The sequence below is a fragment of the Haloarcula sp. CGMCC 1.6347 genome (assembly GCF_037078395.1).
In the GTDB taxonomy this organism is placed as follows: Archaea; Halobacteriota; Halobacteria; order Halobacteriales; family Haloarculaceae; genus Haloarcula; species Haloarcula amylolytica.
Window position 1 is genome coordinate 1,302,020 of the sequence record NZ_JAYMGX010000001.1, and the last position, 15,062, is coordinate 1,317,081.

The 15,062-nt window shown below is 63.4% G+C and carries 12 protein-coding genes; 6 read left to right on the top strand and 6 right to left on the bottom strand.

Annotation, left to right across the window (positions count from 1 at the left end; all coding sequences use genetic code 11):
* Position 1 precedes the first annotated feature (1 nt).
* Positions 2-1,582, bottom strand: coding sequence for an acyl-CoA carboxylase subunit beta (locus VI340_RS06915; protein WP_336358064.1), 1,581 nt, complete (start codon positions 1,580-1,582; stop codon positions 2-4).
* A gap of 1 nt (position 1,583) precedes the next feature.
* The gene (locus VI340_RS06920) at positions 1,584-2,327 is read right to left on the bottom strand and encodes a beta-ketoacyl-ACP reductase (protein ID WP_008309151.1); all 744 of its coding nucleotides are present in this window, start codon (positions 2,325-2,327) and stop codon (positions 1,584-1,586) included.
* Positions 2,328-2,545: 218 nt separating this feature from the next.
* Between VI340_RS06920 and VI340_RS06925 the strand changes: the two genes are divergently transcribed.
* From VI340_RS06925 to VI340_RS06950, 6 genes are read left to right on the top strand one after another with little or no spacing between them, the layout of a single operon-like run.
* The gene (locus VI340_RS06925) at positions 2,546-3,709 is read left to right on the top strand and encodes an alpha-1 4-glucan-protein synthase (RefSeq protein ID WP_336330424.1); all 1,164 of its coding nucleotides are present in this window, start codon (positions 2,546-2,548) and stop codon (positions 3,707-3,709) included.
* Between the two features lie 37 nt (positions 3,710-3,746).
* Positions 3,747-4,949, top strand: a complete 1,203-nt coding sequence (locus VI340_RS06930) for an extracellular solute-binding protein (protein WP_049942885.1) — start codon at positions 3,747-3,749, stop codon at positions 4,947-4,949.
* 1 nt (position 4,950) lies between these two features.
* The gene (locus tag VI340_RS06935; protein WP_008309145.1) at positions 4,951-6,573 is read left to right on the top strand and encodes an ABC transporter permease; all 1,623 of its coding nucleotides are present in this window, start codon (positions 4,951-4,953) and stop codon (positions 6,571-6,573) included.
* Positions 6,573-7,703 (top strand): ABC transporter ATP-binding protein, encoded by a 1,131-nt coding sequence (locus tag VI340_RS06940; RefSeq protein WP_008309144.1) that lies wholly within the window; start codon positions 6,573-6,575, stop codon positions 7,701-7,703. Before VI340_RS06935 ends, VI340_RS06940 begins: the two co-directional genes overlap by 1 nt.
* Positions 7,700-9,706 carry an ArnT family glycosyltransferase gene (locus tag VI340_RS06945; protein WP_336358065.1) on the top strand — a complete coding sequence of 669 codons (2,007 nt, stop codon included), beginning with the start codon at positions 7,700-7,702 and terminating at the stop codon, positions 9,704-9,706. Before VI340_RS06940 ends, VI340_RS06945 begins: the two co-directional genes overlap by 4 nt.
* A 9-nt stretch (positions 9,707-9,715) precedes the next feature.
* Entirely contained in the window at positions 9,716-10,300 is a 585-nt protein-coding gene (locus VI340_RS06950; protein WP_336358066.1) for a gluconate 2-dehydrogenase subunit 3 family protein, read from the top strand.
* 32 nt (positions 10,301-10,332) lie between these two features.
* Here VI340_RS06950 and VI340_RS06955 read toward each other — a convergent pair whose 3' ends face one another.
* The 4 genes from VI340_RS06955 to VI340_RS06970 form a co-directional block, all read right to left on the bottom strand.
* Positions 10,333-11,046: a dolichyl-phosphate hexose transferase gene (locus VI340_RS06955; protein WP_336358067.1), complete on the bottom strand. Its 714-nt coding sequence runs from the start codon at positions 11,044-11,046 to the stop codon at positions 10,333-10,335.
* Between the two features lie 49 nt (positions 11,047-11,095).
* Positions 11,096-11,872, bottom strand: coding sequence for a helix-turn-helix transcriptional regulator (locus tag VI340_RS06960; RefSeq protein ID WP_008309135.1), 777 nt, complete (start codon positions 11,870-11,872; stop codon positions 11,096-11,098).
* A 427-nt stretch (positions 11,873-12,299) separates the two neighbouring features.
* Entirely contained in the window at positions 12,300-13,352 is a 1,053-nt protein-coding gene (trmB, locus tag VI340_RS06965) for an HTH-type sugar sensing transcriptional regulator TrmB (RefSeq protein WP_008309133.1), read from the bottom strand.
* A 179-nt stretch (positions 13,353-13,531) separates the two neighbouring features.
* On the bottom strand, positions 13,532-14,908 hold the full coding sequence (locus VI340_RS06970; protein ID WP_049942884.1) for an ABC transporter substrate-binding protein: 1,377 nt from the start codon (positions 14,906-14,908) through the stop codon (positions 13,532-13,534).
* Positions 14,909-15,062 lie beyond the last annotated feature (154 nt).

Genomic DNA, 15,062 nt, shown 5'->3' on the forward strand with positions numbered 1-15,062 from the left:
ATTACAGCGGGATGTTGCCGTGGTCTTTCGGCGGTGTATCCTCGCGCTTGCGCTGCAGGAGGTCGAGGTCCTGAATGAGGCGCTTGCGCGTCTCTTTCGGTTCGATGACGTCGTCGAGGTAGCCCCGTTTCGCCGGCCCGTACGGATTGGCGAACTCGTCGCGGAACTCGTCCATCAGTTCCTGGCGCTTGGCGTCCGGGTCGTCGGCGTCTGCGATTTCGTTCCGGTAGAGGATGTTGACCGCGCCCCGGGGACCCAGGACCGCCATCTCCGACCCCGGCCAGGCGTAATTCACGTCGCTGCCGAGGAACTTCGAGGACATGACGATGTACGCTCCGCCGTAGGCCTTCCGCACGACGACCGACAGCAGCGGCACCGTCGCCTCGGCGTAGGCGTAGATCAGCTTCGCGCCCCGCCGGATGATGCCGTTGTGCTCCTGATCCGTGCCGGGCATGAACCCGGGTACGTCGACGAGCGTGAGGATGGGGATATTGAACGAATCGCAAAAGCGGACGAACCGGGCCGCTTTCTCCGCCGCGTCGATGTCAAGCGTCCCCGCGCTCACGCGTGGCTGGTTGGCGACGACGCCGACCGACTGGCCGTCCATCCGAGAAAAGCCCACGACGACGTTGCGCGCCCAGTTGCCGTGGACCTCGAAGAAGGAGTCCTCGTCGACGATAGCGTCGATGACTTTCGTCATGTCGTAGGGCTTTCGCGGGGCCGACGGGACGATGTCGGTCACGCCGGGGATTTCCCTGTCCGGGTCGTCCCACGGCTTCACCCGCGGCGGGTCCTCCATGTTGTTCGCCGGCAGGTACGACAGGAGGCGGCGGATGTTTTCGAGGGCCTCCTCCTCTGACGGGTACGAGAAGTGAGCGACACCGGATTTGGTGGAGTGCGAGCCCGCACCGCCGAGTTCCTCCTTCGACACCTGTTCGCCGGTCACCGTCTCGATGACGTCCGGCCCGGTGATGAACATGTGGCTGGTGTCCTGCACCATGAAGGTGAAGTCAGTCAGCGCTGGGCTGTAGGTGGCTCCGCCGGCACACGGTCCCATGATGGCCGAAATCTGTGGGATGAGCCCGCTAGCCTTGGTGTTGCGCTCGAAAATCTTGGCGAAGCCGACCAGCGAGTCGACGCCTTCCTGAATGCGTGCGCCGCCGGAGTCGTTGAGTCCGATGACCGGGACGCCGTTCTCGATTGCCCGGTCCATCACCTTACAGATCTTGTCGGCGACGACCTCGCCGACCGAGCCCCCGAGTACGGTGAAGTCGTGGGCAAACAGGAACACCTTCCGGCCGTCGACCTCGCCGTAGCCGGTGACGACCGCGTCGCCGGCGAAGCGCTTCTCCGCCATGCCGAAGTTCGTCGACCGGTGCTCGACGAACGGGTCCACCTCGTTGAACGTGCCGTCGTCGACGAGGAAGTCGATGCGCTCGCGGGCGGTCATCTTGCCCTTCTCGTGCTGGGATTCGATACGGGCCTCGCCACCACCGAGTTCGGCTTCGGCTCGTTTCTGTCGCAACTCCTCGACCGCGTCGTCGGGCGCGGTCTCGTCTTCTGGTTCTTCCTGCTGACTCATGCTACCACTCCATCCCGCCGTTGACGCCAAGTACCTGTCCAGTCATATAACTCGATTCTTCGCTCGCGACGAACCTGACGATGCCGGCGATGTCTTCGACGCGTGCGAACCGGTCGAGCGGGATCTCCCGCAGAATCTTCTCCTGAACGCGTTCGGGCACCTCCTCTAACATATCGGTCTTGACAAAGCCCGGTGCGACGCAGTTCGCGGTCGAGCCCGTGTGTGCCAGTTCGAGCGCTAGGGTCCGCGTAAAGCCGAACAGTCCGGACTTCGTCGTCGCGTAGTTGGCCTGTCCGATGTTGCCCTGCTGGCCGACGACGCTAGAGATATTTATCAGTCGGCCGTGCTCCGCGTCGCGGATGTCGTCGTAGAACGCCTTCGTCCCGTTGAACACGCCGCCCAGGTTGACGTCGATAACCGTCTCCCAGTCTTCACGGGTCATGTTCTCGAATTTCTTGTCGATAGTGATACCGGCGTTGTTGACGAGCACGTCCGTGGGACCGAACTCGTCGGCCACCTTCTCACGCATCGCCCGGACTTCATCGAGTTTCGCCACGTCGGCCTGCGCCGCGATAGCGTTACCACCGTTTTCGCGGATATCCTCGACGACGGCACGGGCTTCCGCGTCCGAGGACCGGTAATTTACGACGACGTTGGCCCCGTGAGCACCGAGGTCTTTGGCGATTCCGCGGCCGATACCGCGCGAGGACCCGGTGACGACACAGGTCTGATTATCCAGGTTCATTTGTGGTTGATGGGAGCCCTGTTGCTTCGTACGCTCATCACCTAATCTGGCAAAGCACAGCCAGATAATAGTTCTCCTAATACAACATTAAACGTCAGATTTAGAATATAATGGTGTTCCGGTTTCGGGATACATGATGTCTGGAAAACAGATTCACGAGGGCAGCAAAGTGAGAACGCCAAATCTTTTAGGATGGCCTAAAGAGGTAGGGCCAGTACATGACAGCCGACATCTGCGTGATGGTGCCGACGATTCGAAACCACGAATGCATGCGTTCGTACTTCCAGAACGCCCGGGACCACGGGTTCGATCTGGACCGACTGTTCGTCGTGCTCATCACCGAGGACTTCTGTGACACCGACGCGATGGAACAGATGCTCGACCAAGAAGGCGTCGACGGGGCCGTCTACGACGGGACCGCCCGCGAGGCGTGGTTCGAGACCCACGGCGCGAGCGAGTATTCGCACCTTATCCCAGAAGCGAGCCACGCCCAGACGTCGTTTGGCCTCCTCTACATGTGGGCCAACGACTACGAGTACGGCGTGTTCATCGACGACGACACGCTGCCACACGAAGACGCGGACTTCTTCGGCACCCACATGTCGAACCTGGCCTTCGAGGGCGAGATCGAGACGGTCAGTTCCGACGAGCAGTGGGTCAACGTCCTCTACCAGAACGAGGACGAACACGGTCTCTACCCGCGTGGCTACCCCTACGCCGCGATGGACGAGACGGTTTCAACGGAAGCGACGCAGGTCGACGATGTGGTTGCCTCCCAAGGCCTCTGGACAAACGTACCGGACCTCGACGCCGTTCGTATCCTGATGGACGGCGACCTCCAGGGACAGGCCCAGACCCGGACGAGCGAGGCGGACTTCGGCGATGACTTCGTCGCCGCCGAGGGCCAGTACCTCACCGTCTGCTCGATGAACCTCGCGTTCCGCCGGGAAGTGATTCCGGCGTTCTACCAGCTCCCGATGGACGACAACGAGTGGGACGTGGGCCGCTTCGACGACATCTGGTCGGGCGTGTTCCTCAAGCGGGCCTGTGACGTGCTCGGCAAGCAGATCTACAACGGCGACCCCCTCTGTGAGCACAACAAAGCGCCCCGCTCGACGTTCTCGGACCTGACCAACGAGGTCCACGGGCTCGAACTCAACGAGCACGTCTGGGAGATCGTTGACGAGGCCGGCGCGGACGCCGACTCCTATGCCGAAGTGTTCGACGCGATCGCCACGGCGATGGCCGACGGCGATTTCAGCGACTGGGAAAACGGTGCCTTCCTTAACTACTGCGGCGAATTCATGCTCGACTGGCTGGAATGTCTCGACGAACTGGACGCCGCCGCGACGGAACAGGTCCCCGCAACCGCCGACGACTAGAAAGGCCTAAGTTGTTTAGGCAACCCTAAATCAAACAATGAGTGATTCTAACGACACGGCAGGACGTAACGTGACGCAGTCTCGACGGCGCTTCCTCGCTCTCGGCGGCGCGACTGCCGCAACAGCGCTTGCCGGCTGTTCCGGTATTCTCGGTGGTGGCGATGGCGGTGAGGGTGGAAGCGACGGTGGAACTGATACCGGCGTCGGGCAGATTTCCCTTTCGGACTTCCGTGGGTCCGGCCCACTGGTGGAACAGCGGGACGCTCCCGGCGGCACCTCCATCGAGGAGTTGCCGGACCTCAGCGGCGAACTGACGCTGTATCTCGGCGGTGGCGAGGGCGGGCTGTATCTCGACCTCATCAATCTGCTCGAACAGCTCTATCCGGATTTCTCGGCGAACCACCGGCTCGAAGCCTCCAGCGACCTCGCGAACACGATTATCGAGGAAAACGAGGCCGGCGCGAGTCCCGCCGACGTGTTCATGTCCATCGACGCCGGGTCCCTCGGCGCGGTGGCAAACGCCGGGGCGACCGCGAGTCTCCCCGAAGAGGCCCTTTCGACGGTTCCCGAGGCCTACCAGGACAGCGAGGGGCGCTGGGTGGGCATCGCCGGGCGTGCCCGGGCGATCCCGTACAACACGAACCAGATCTCCGAATCCGACATCCCATCGACGGTCCAGGAGTTCCCCGAAACGGCTGCGCTGGAAAACAGCATGGGCTGGGCGCCGAGCTACGGCGCGTTCCAGTCCTTTGTCACCGCGATGCGGCTCATCCGCGGCGACGACGAGACGATGTCGTGGCTCCAGGCGATGCAGGACCACGGTATCACTACCTACGACGACGAGTTCCGCGTTTCCAACGCCTGCGCCGACGGTGAACTCACCGCCGGCTTCGCCAACCACTACTACACGCTTCGGGTCCAGTCCGCCCGCGACGACTCGCCCATCGGCCTCGCGTTCACCGAGGGCGACGCCGGCGCGCTCGTCAACGTCTCGGGGCTGGAAATCATCGACGGAACCGACAACGCTGACCTGGCGTCGAACTTCGTCCGGCACGTTCTCTCGGCGGAGGCCCAGGAGTTCTTCGCCACCCGAACGTTCGCGTATCCGATGATTCCGGGCGTCGCACCGGTCGGCGACCTGCCGCGCATCGACGAGCTGAATCCGCCGGACATCGATCTGACCGAACTGGCCGACGTGGCCGGAACCGTGGACTTACTTCGGGACGCCGGCGTCCTCTAATATGGGCACAAAAGACCGGTACGAGCGGCTTCGGGAGCAGGCGACGACGTCGGAACGAGACTCGTCGCCGCACACGCTGCTCGCAGTGGTCTCGCTGGCGATCTCGCTGTTGTTACTGGCACCGCTGGTATGGATTTTTCTCAGGGCAGGTGAAATCGAGTTCGCGCGTGCGGTCGAATTGCTGACAAGCGATACGACCGTCTCGGTGACGCTGAACACGCTGGCGCTGGTGACTGGCGTCACTTTCGCGTCGATTCTCATCGGCGTCCCGCTGGCGATTCTCACCGCCCAGACCGATCTGCCGTTCAAGCGATTCTGGACGATCACGTCCGCGTTGCCACTGGTCGTTCCGAGCTACATCGGGGCCTTCGCGTTCGTCTCGGCCTTTGGTCCCCGGGGCGTCCTCGCGGACCTGCTCTCGCCGCTCGGTATCGAGCAAATACCGACGATATACGGCCTGCACGGCGCGATACTCGTCCTGACACTGTTCACGTATCCGTACGTATTTCTGACTACGCGCGCGTCGCTGCTGTCGTTCGACGGGACTGTTGTCGAGGCCGCCCGAACGCTGAATCACACTCGCTGGGAGGCGTTCCGCCGCGTCACGCTGCCACAGATCGCACCGGGCATCGCCGCCGGCGCGCTGCTGGTGGCGCTGTACGCGCTCTCTGACTTCGGAACGCCGGCGATTATGCAGTACGACGTGTTCACGCGGATGATCTACAACGAGTTCGGCGCGCGCCGACTGGACTACGCCTCCGTGCTCTCGATGCTGTTGCTCGTGATGGCGCTCGGCATCCTCGCCGTCGAATCCCGGCTCAGCGCGGGCCGGGACGGCGCCTACGTCAGCAGCGGCTCGCGCCGGCCCGGTCTCATCAGGCTCGGATACTGGAAGGGACCGGCACTGCTGTTTTGCGGCGCCATCGCGTCCCTGTGTCTGGTGCTTCCCATCGGCATCCTGCTCCAGTGGCTCCTCCGCTCCGGCACAGGCTACAGCGGCGGTGGCTTCGCGTTCGAGGCGTCCTATGCCTGGAACTCGGTCGGTCTGGCCGCCGCCGCGGCCGCTATCTGTGTCGTGGCGGCGCTCCCGATTGCGTACCTCGCCGCGCGGGGCACGTCGGGTATTTCGTCACTTCCCGAGCGGGCCACGTACGTCGGCTACGCGGTCCCCGGTGTCGTTCTCGGCCTCGCGCTGGTGTACCTTGGGCTCCGGTACGTCCCCTTCCTGTACCAGAGCGTCATCCTGCTAGTGTTCGCCTATGTGATTCGGTTCCTCCCGCAGGCCGTCGGGACGACCGAATCCTCGATTCTCCAGGTCGACCCGCAGTACATCGAGGCGGCGCGGTCACTGGGCTACCACCCGCTCTCGGCGTTCCGGAAGGTCGTCTTGCCGCTCGTCGCGCCGGGTATCGCCGCCGGGGCCGCACTGGTGTTCCTGACGACCATGAAGGAATTGCCGGCAACGCTGATGTTACGCCCGACGGGCTTCGAAACCTTCGTTACGTACATCTGGCTCGTCCAGGGTGCCGGCTACTACGGACAGGCGGCGGTCCCGGCCCTCGTGCTCGTTGGCCTTTCCGGACTCTCCATGCTGGTCATTCTTCGACGGGAGGACACAAGCTAATGTCTCGACAAACACGCACACAGCAAACATCGGACTTCGACGACGTGGACGCAGCGGTAGCGAACCCGAACCGGACCGTCCTGGAACTGGACGACGTTTCCAAGGACTACGGTCACGAAGTCGCCGTCGAGAACCTCTCGCTCGACGTGAAAGACGGCGAACTACTGACGCTTCTGGGCCCCTCTGGCTGCGGCAAGACGACGACCCTCCGGATGATTGCCGGGCTGGAACGCCCCTCTGACGGCCAGATCTCCATCGCCGACGAAGTCATCGCCGACGGCACTTCGTTCCGGAAGCCCGAGGAGCGCAACGTCGGTATCGTCTTCCAGGACTACGCCCTGTTCCCGCATCTCACCGTCGCCGAGAACATCGCGTTCGGCCTGACCGAGATGGCGGAAGACGCTGTCGGAGAGCGGGTCGACGAACTGCTCGAACTGGTCGACCTGTCGGACCATCACGACAAGATGCCGAGCCAGCTTTCCGGCGGCCAGCAGCAACGCGTCGCGCTCGCGCGCTCGCTGGCCCCGGAACCGGACGTCCTCCTGCTCGACGAGCCGTTCTCGAACCTGGACGTGCGCCTGCGCGTCGAGATGCGCGAGGAGGTCCGCAAGATCCTCAAGCGGGCCGGCGTCACCGCCATCTCTGTGACCCACGACCAGGAGGAGGCGCTGTCGATCAGCGACCGCGTCGCCATCATGAACGACGGGACCATCGCTCAGATCGGCGACCCCGCTGAAGTGTTCGAGAACCCCGAAAGTCGCTTCGTCGCGAGCTTCCTCGGCCAGGCGAGTTTCCTCTCGGCCCGGGTCACCAGCGACGTCATCGAGACCGGGCTCGGTTCGTTCGACGTGGAACTGCTGAACGGGCCGGTCGAGGCGTACAACGGCGCGATGGTGGACGTACTCGTCCGGCCCGACGACCTGCAGGCGATGCCGACAAACGAGTCCAAGGCCGACGGCTACGTCGTCCATCGCCAGTACAACGGCCCCTCGTTCGTCTACCGGGTCGAACTCCACAGCGGCGACGTCGTCCACTGTATGCACAACCACGTCGAGACGTTTGAGCCAGGCCAGCCCGTCGAGGTCGACCTGGTCGCTGACCACGATCTGGCCTGGTACCCGACGGAATGACGCGACTGCGCCGGCCGGGGGTACAGGCGGGGCTGGTGGCGCTGCTGGGCGGGGTCGCCGTTTTCACGCTCGCCCACGTCGTTTTCCCGCACCACACCACCAACCACGACGAGGGCGTCTACCTCCAGCAAGCCGCCATGTTGCTGGAGGGGCAACTGTTCATCTACCCGCCGGTCGAGGAATCGTTCCGGCCGTGGTTCTTCGTGGCCGACGGCGAGCGGTTGTATCCGAAGTACGCGCCGGTTCCGGCGGCGATGTTCGCCGTCGGGAAACTGCTCGGCGGGTACCGCGTCGCGCTGGGTCTGATCTCGACTGGTGTCCTAGCGCTGACCTACCACACCGTCCGCGAGGCCTTCGACGCTCGAACCGGCGTGGTCGCGACCGTCCTCATGCTCGGGTCGCCGCTGTTTCTCATCGACGCCTCGGTGTTCCTCTCGTACGTACCGACGACGCTCTGGAACCTCGGCTTCGCCGCGGCGTATCTCCACGCCGACCGGACCGGGAGCCGAAAGACAGCGGTGTGTGCCGGGCTCTCCATTGGCATCGCCTTTTTCGCGCGGCCGTACACGGCCGTGCTGTTTGCGACGCCGTTCATCGCGCACGCGCTGTGGTCGCTCCGGACGCGCGACCCGGCGCGGTTCACGCGACTGTCGCTGACTGCCGTCGGCGGGCTCACCGGCGTCGCCGCGACGCTTGCCTACAACCGCGTCGTCACCGGCTCCGCGCTGTTGTTCCCCTATGAGGTGTTCGCTCCACAGGACGGCCTGGGCTTCGGCTACCGTGAGATTCTGGGCTACTCTCGGGAGTTTACGCCGGCGATGTCGCTGGACGCGAACGCCGAACTCCTCTGGAAACTCCTCACGCAGTGGGTCGTCGCCGGCCCGCTGGGGACGCTCGCTGCGGCTGTCGGTCTCGGGGCTGCCGTGCGCCGCGGGATAGACGGTCGACAGGCGGCGCTTGCCGGCGTCCTCCTGACGGTCTCCCTCGGCAACGGCTACTTCTGGGGCACCGTGAACATGCTCGGAGACCTTTCGGACCCGACGGACGGCCTGGTCGCCTTCCTGGGCCCGTTCTACCACGTCGACATGCTCGTCCCGCTGACGGCTTTCGGTGCCGTCGGCGTCGTTGCGGTTGCCCGGTGGACGCAGCGGCTGGTCACGGCGCGGGTCAGCGCCGACCGGGTCCGTCCGGTCCTGCTTGCGGTCGCGCTCTGCGGCGCAGCGCTGGGCGGCGGCGCGGCCGTCGCGACGGCGTCCGAGCCGGTTTCGGACAACTACGCGGTGACCCAGCAGTTAGAGCAGGCCTACGAGCCGTTTTCGGAGCGTGATCTCGACAACAGCCTCGTCCTGCTTCCCACACCCTATGGCGACTGGCTCAATCACCCGTTCCAGTCGGTTCGCAACGACCCCGGCTTCGACGGCGACACTGTCTACGCGATGCAACACCGCCAGTTCGAGGTGCTCGACGCCTATCCCGAGCGGGACTACTACCGCTACGTGTTCCGCGGGGAGTGGGTCCCGTATCTGGGGCTGCCCGTCGAACCGCGACTCCAGCCGGTGTCTGTGGCGGAGGGGGAGACGGTCCAAACGGACGTGTCAGCGTCGGTTCCGGAGCAGGCCGCGCTGGTCTCGATCCGGCTCACGAGCGAAGGCGAGAACGACTACGCGACGGTTACCGGAACGGACCGGCTGGATCTGCAGCTCTCGACCGACCGGAACCGGACGCAGCTCACCGGCGACGGAATCGACGACCAGGTCAGCGTCCCGACGCCGGAAGACGGGACGGTGACGCTGATTATGTTCGTCGACTACGGCACCGGCGCGGGGTTCGAGTACCGCGCGGAACTCCCGGTCGAGCAGACCGACGAACGCGTCCGGGCGCTGACGCCGCGGCTCGAAGTCTGTCGGGACCAGCGCCGCTGCGGCGGCGAAGCGGCCTACGTCCCGGGCACGCATCGCGATGGCATCAGCATGAACGCGACCACGACAAGCGCGAATACGTGATACTCACCGATGACTGACTACGAACTCACCAGACGCGACGCACTGAAAGCACTCGGCGCGGCGGGTGTCACCGTCGGCGGCGGCGCGGCGGCGCTCGCCTGGGACAGGTCGAGCAGCGACGATGCTGCCGAGTCAGCCGAGGCCGACGCTGCCAGTTCCGAATCGGGCTTCGGGGACCACGAGCGCGAGACGTACCGCGCCGTCGCCGCTATCGTCTATCCGAGCGAGGTGACGGGCGTCGCTGGATTCGTCGACAGCTACGTCGCCGGACGGGTCGAGGCAGACCCCGAGCGAGCCGAGGACATGGCGGCAGTAGTCGCGGATCTGGACGCGTACACCCGAGAGTGGGAAGACAGCAACTTCGTGGCGGTCGATGCTGCGACGCAAGAAGATACGCTTCGGGGAATGGGGGTCAAGGCCTCTGATCCGGACCCACATGGCGACCCGAGGCACCGCGTCCGCTACTACCTCGTCAACGACCTCCTGTTCGCGCTGTACAGTTCGCCGACCGGCGGTAAGCTCGTCGGCATCGAGAATCCACAGGGCCACCCCGGCGGAACGGGTAGCTATCAGCAGCCACCGAACGACCGATAAGCCGGGTCCCGTCGTCGACTGCTTCGGCGGTGTTACCGGAACCGTTCTTCGAGCGCAACCCGGACGATAGATTTCGCGATGGCGGCCCCGCCGGAGAACGGGTCGAGTTTCGTCTCGCCTTTCCGCTCGTCGTACTCGATGGGGCGCTCACGCACGTCGTAGCCACGCATCAGCGGCCGCATGAGCAGTTCGGCTGAGAGCCCGGTGTTCTCTGTCCAGACGATCTTCTGGAGGACCTCGCGGCGGTACGCGCGCATTCCAGTCGTCGTGTCGTGGACGCGCTTGCCCATGAGCACGCTCGCGAGTAGCGCGAACAGTTCGTTCCCCAGTTTGTTCATCGCCGGCATCTGTTCGGCCCCGTAGTACAGTCGGTCACCGCTGACGACGTCGGCCCCGTCGTTTATCTCCGCGAGGAAATCGGGCAGACGCTCCATCGGATACGTATCGTCGCAGTCCGTCGTGACGACGACCGGGCGGTCCGGTGTTAGCACGGCTTTGCGGACTGCCACGCCGTACCCCTGCGGTTCCTGTTCGATAACTGTAGCACCGTGCTCGCGGGCGATCTCCGGTGTCCGGTCGCTGGACCCGTCGACACAGACGACTTCGGCGCGCCCGTCAGTCACTGCAGCGATGTCGTCGAGCACGGTGCCGATTGCTTCTTCCTCGTTGTACGTGCCCATAACGACCGCGAGGTCGTCGAAGGTGTAGCCGGCCGGTTCGTCAGTCCGTGAACCCTGAATAGCCATTGCTCATCCGTCAGTACCCACGGTTCTTGAATGTTTAGGTTTGCCAAAATCAGCGGTCGGCGAGATACGTTTCTATCGGGGTTGCATCCGCCCAGAGGTGCGCAAACAGGTCCCGTGCCCACGAAATAGCGCTGTCCGTTTCGGAGACGATTTTCGCCGACGGCCAGGCTCCGTCGAGTTCTGGGAGCGTCAAGATCATCCAGTCGTCGGCGACGGCGAGTGCGTACGGGACCTCCGTGACACGAACGGTCGTCTCCTCGTATCGATTCATATCGAGCGAGACGGACTCCTTGCCGAGCATCTCGTCGATGACAGCACAGCTTACCACCAGTCTCGAGTCGGGGCTATCTGGCATCGCCTCCTCGTACTCCGGGTGGTAGACGGGCGAGACCACGTCGCAGTTCTGGACGCTCTCGACGCGGGTGACGACTTCGCGGACCGGGCGGTTGATATCGGTCTGCGTGCCACGGATGACGGTGTATTCGTCGAGTTCCGGGAGGCGACACCGGAACGGCTGTGGCAGAACTGATGTATCGTGGGACTCCCAGTACTGCGGGGCCACGGCGAAGAGTTCCTCGAGGCGTTGCTGGCGGTGAATCGTATCCGCGACGAGGCGGCCGGTGCCGGTGAGTCGCCAGCCGTCATCCATCGAGGTGACCAGACCGCGGCCTTCGAGGTTCGAGAGCGCATCGTATATCGCGGACTCGCTCGCAGTGACCGCTGACAGCAGTTCGTTGGTGGCCTTGGCTCCGGGACACAGCGAGCCGATGATGTCCGTCCGGACGGACGACGTTCGGACGTACTGAATAACTGATTCTACGCCCATACTGTCCCCATATACTGTAGCTCATATTTTTCGTACATATCAGTTTCCATTTGTAATGGAATACTCTCCGGAAGCTGTACTATTCTCCCGGGCATTGGATATTATTGCAGCCAATGTGTCCATCTTTTTTACCGCTCGTGACACAGACACTGTTGCTGTCCACGTAAGACCACGTCCCCGCTGAACGCGATGGAGCACGTTGGTCTTGTGGAATTGCCACGTTCGGGCCCGGCGATATCGTGCCTCTGACATACTTCGCCAGCCCGAAGGGTCATGCAATCACCGTGGGTTGCCCGCCCACGGTGCTCATTGTCTCCGCTGTCGTCTCGTCCAGCCGCATCTGTTTACTTCGGACTCCGTCCGTCGGTTCCGTATCGACCGTCAGTAGTCAGGCGGTCACCGTGAGAAACAGCTACAGCCGACAGTGTCAGTTCTCGGGCGGTTCGTCCATCCCGATCCGGATCTCGTACGCCTCGATGTCCTCGAACGCAGCGACCTGTCCACCGACCTCGACCGGCCCCTCGGCCGTCTCAACGACCAGCGTCGCGACCTCGCGGTTCGAACTGAACGACGCCTGATCCACTTTGCCCTCGACGACCCGGTGGTCGCCCGTTTCCACGTCCCGCCCCTCGATAGTCGCGTAGAACTCCCCGTCCAATGTCACCAAGTCAGAGATACAGCGTCTGATCGTCCCGTAGCGGCGCGGGAACGGCAGCCCATCCCCGTCGCTGGCAATCGTTTCGGCCGTCGTCCATAGCACCGTGTTGAGGAACCCGGACACCAGAAACCCGAGTTCCGACCGATTGAAGATAACGCCGTACCGGTCCGTGTCACCGCGGACGCTCTCACGGGTGGCGTACATCGAGTAGTTTCCGTCGGCGACGGCGACGACCGGGGTCGTGATACCGCGGCGGGCCTTCACAGTGGTCGCGATGGATTCGTAATCGAACCGTGCCGGGTCGGGGGCGTCCACGCCCGGCGAGATGAGAATTTCGATGGCGATGCCGGACTGCTTCCGGCTTGCGAGTCTGTCTTCGAACCGCTCTAACAGGGCCGGCGTCAACGACAGCGTCAGTTCGTACTCGGCCGTCTCGATGATGTCTTCGAGGTACCGGAGTATCGTCGGCCGGGATTTGACGAGGGAGACGGCTTCCGGCTCCCGAGCGGGCGCGGTGTAACGCGAAGACAGGTCGTCAACGAGGTCATCGAGTGAGTCCTGAATCCCCTCGAAGGCTTCCCGAGGATCGATAGCCAGGACCTTCATCGGCCGGGACTCCTTGAGTTCGACGAGCCCGACGTCGCTGAGGCTCCGGACCGTATCGTACACCCGCGGCTGTGGAATGTCCGTGTTCTCCGAGATCTCCGACGCTGTCAGCTCACCGTGTTGCAACACGGCCAGGTAGGCTGAAATCTCGTACTCGCCGAGATTGAACCGCGCAATTACCTGTTCGAGCGATGCTTCCAAGTCGTCACTAGACATAGTGGAGCGTTTGCGAGTCGAGTACTAAGAACTTCGGCACTCTATTCAGCAGCCAGTTTCAGAACCAGTCATGTGACTCTGTGCTACTGTTGGTTGTCCCGTCACAGCGGCTGCCTACTCCTGTGACTCCGATCGTTCGAGTCGCCACGGCGAAAAAACTGCGTGCTGTCGCTGCGTTACTAGTAGGCGCTGGAAATCTGGGAGACGACGTCCGCGGGCGCAGCACCGGAGTTCAGCGATGAGATAGCGGATTCGAGCGAGGACTTGACTGCCGGCGGTGCGGCCAGACCGTGCGCGACGGACGGCGGCTGGGCCTCGCTGTTCTGGAAGTCCTCTATCTGGTCCTTGGAGAAGTCGTTGAACGGGTCGGTGTTGACGTCGGTCCGCGGCGGAATCGACCCCTTCTTCGGGTTGAAGATCTCCTGTGCCTCCGTCGTCCCGACGAACTGGCACCACAGCGTGGTCGCTTCCGGGGACGGGTTGTTGACCGGATACGGGAACGAGTCCATGTTGAGGGCGTAGTAGCCGTCGGTTCCCGGGAATGACACATGGTCCCACTCCTCGCCGTACGTCAGGTCGTTCGTGATGTACGTTCCGGCCGCCCAGTCACCCTGGTGGAGGAACGCCGCTTCGCCGTTGATGACCTGATTGTTGGCCTCGGTCCAGGAAATCGAACCGGCGTCGCTCGGGATGTAGTCGAGATAGGACTGCGTGGTCTCGACTGCCGACTCGAGCGCGTCGCTGTTGGCGTCGACCTCACCGTCGACGAAGATAGCGCTGTAGGTGTCGGCGTCCGTTTCGCCGAGGAGAACAGTCGCGAACATCTGGAAGCTGGACCACGGCGACCCGGTCTGGTGTGCCATTCCGGTGTAGCCGGCATCGTTGACCGTCGCCATCGCGTCGACGAGGTCAGACGGCGTTTCGAGGGAGGCCGGGTCGACCCCGGCGTCCTCGACGACCTCGACGTTGTAGAAGAGGTTGTTGATCCGGTGGATGTTGAGCGGCACCGTCACGTAGTTCCCGGCGGGCTGGGCCGCGTCCTTGACGCCCTGAAGGTAGGCGTCCTCCATGCTGTTCTCTGACCACACGGAGTCGCCGATGTCCTTCAGCAGGTTCGCATCGGTGAAGGGGAGCAGATTGTTTCCGGGCCAGGCTTGCCACGTACTCGGGTGGTTGCCGTTCTGCACCCGTGTCCGGATGTTCGCCTGCAGGTTCTCACCCGCACCGCCGGCGATGAGGTTCTCGTCGAACGGGACGTCCGGGTGTTGCTCCTTGAACGCATCCATTACGGACTGAATTGCTTCCAGTCCGTCGCCCTCACCCCACCAGTGGGCCACTTCAAGTGTGCTGTACTGTGTCCCGCTGTCAGTACTGCCGCCGTCGCTGCTGCCGTCACCACTGCTGCCGTCACTACCGTCACCGCTGCTGCCATCGCCGCTGCTGCCGTCACCGCCGTCACTCCCACCGCAGCCAGCCAGCGAGGCCGCACCTGCTGCACCAGCAATCCGAAGAGCGTTACGCCGCGTCAACCGTCTGTTTGAATTGTCATCAGCCATGGTTGCACCAATACCTCATAATTCCTTATTGAAGATTCGCACTTAATACTTCTGTATAGCGAAAATCAGCATTTGACATTCGATCCGATTCCGGTATATCATCTATATTCCCCGATTTTTCGGGTTTGAGTGGAGAAAGAAATTAATCGAATGC

Coding starts and splice junctions, on each gene's coding strand:
- VI340_RS06970 (WP_049942884.1), bottom strand. CDS start 14,908: ATGGCTGATGACAATTCAAACAGACGGTTGACGCGGCGTAACGCTCTT.
- VI340_RS06935 (WP_008309145.1), top strand. CDS start 4,951: ATGGGCACAAAAGACCGGTACGAGCGGCTTCGGGAGCAGGCGACGACG.
- VI340_RS06945 (WP_336358065.1), top strand. CDS start 7,700: ATGACGCGACTGCGCCGGCCGGGGGTACAGGCGGGGCTGGTGGCGCTG.
- VI340_RS06950 (WP_336358066.1), top strand. CDS start 9,716: ATGACTGACTACGAACTCACCAGACGCGACGCACTGAAAGCACTCGGC.
- VI340_RS06955 (WP_336358067.1), bottom strand. CDS start 11,046: ATGGCTATTCAGGGTTCACGGACTGACGAACCGGCCGGCTACACCTTC.
- VI340_RS06960 (WP_008309135.1), bottom strand. CDS start 11,872: ATGGGCGTAGAATCAGTTATTCAGTACGTCCGAACGTCGTCCGTCCGG.
- VI340_RS06925 (WP_336330424.1), top strand. CDS start 2,546: ATGACAGCCGACATCTGCGTGATGGTGCCGACGATTCGAAACCACGAA.
- VI340_RS06930 (WP_049942885.1), top strand. CDS start 3,747: ATGAGTGATTCTAACGACACGGCAGGACGTAACGTGACGCAGTCTCGA.
- VI340_RS06940 (WP_008309144.1), top strand. CDS start 6,573: ATGTCTCGACAAACACGCACACAGCAAACATCGGACTTCGACGACGTG.
- trmB (WP_008309133.1), bottom strand. CDS start 13,352: ATGTCTAGTGACGACTTGGAAGCATCGCTCGAACAGGTAATTGCGCGG.
- VI340_RS06915 (WP_336358064.1), bottom strand. CDS start 1,582: ATGAGTCAGCAGGAAGAACCAGAAGACGAGACCGCGCCCGACGACGCG.
- VI340_RS06920 (WP_008309151.1), bottom strand. CDS start 2,327: ATGAACCTGGATAATCAGACCTGTGTCGTCACCGGGTCCTCGCGCGGT.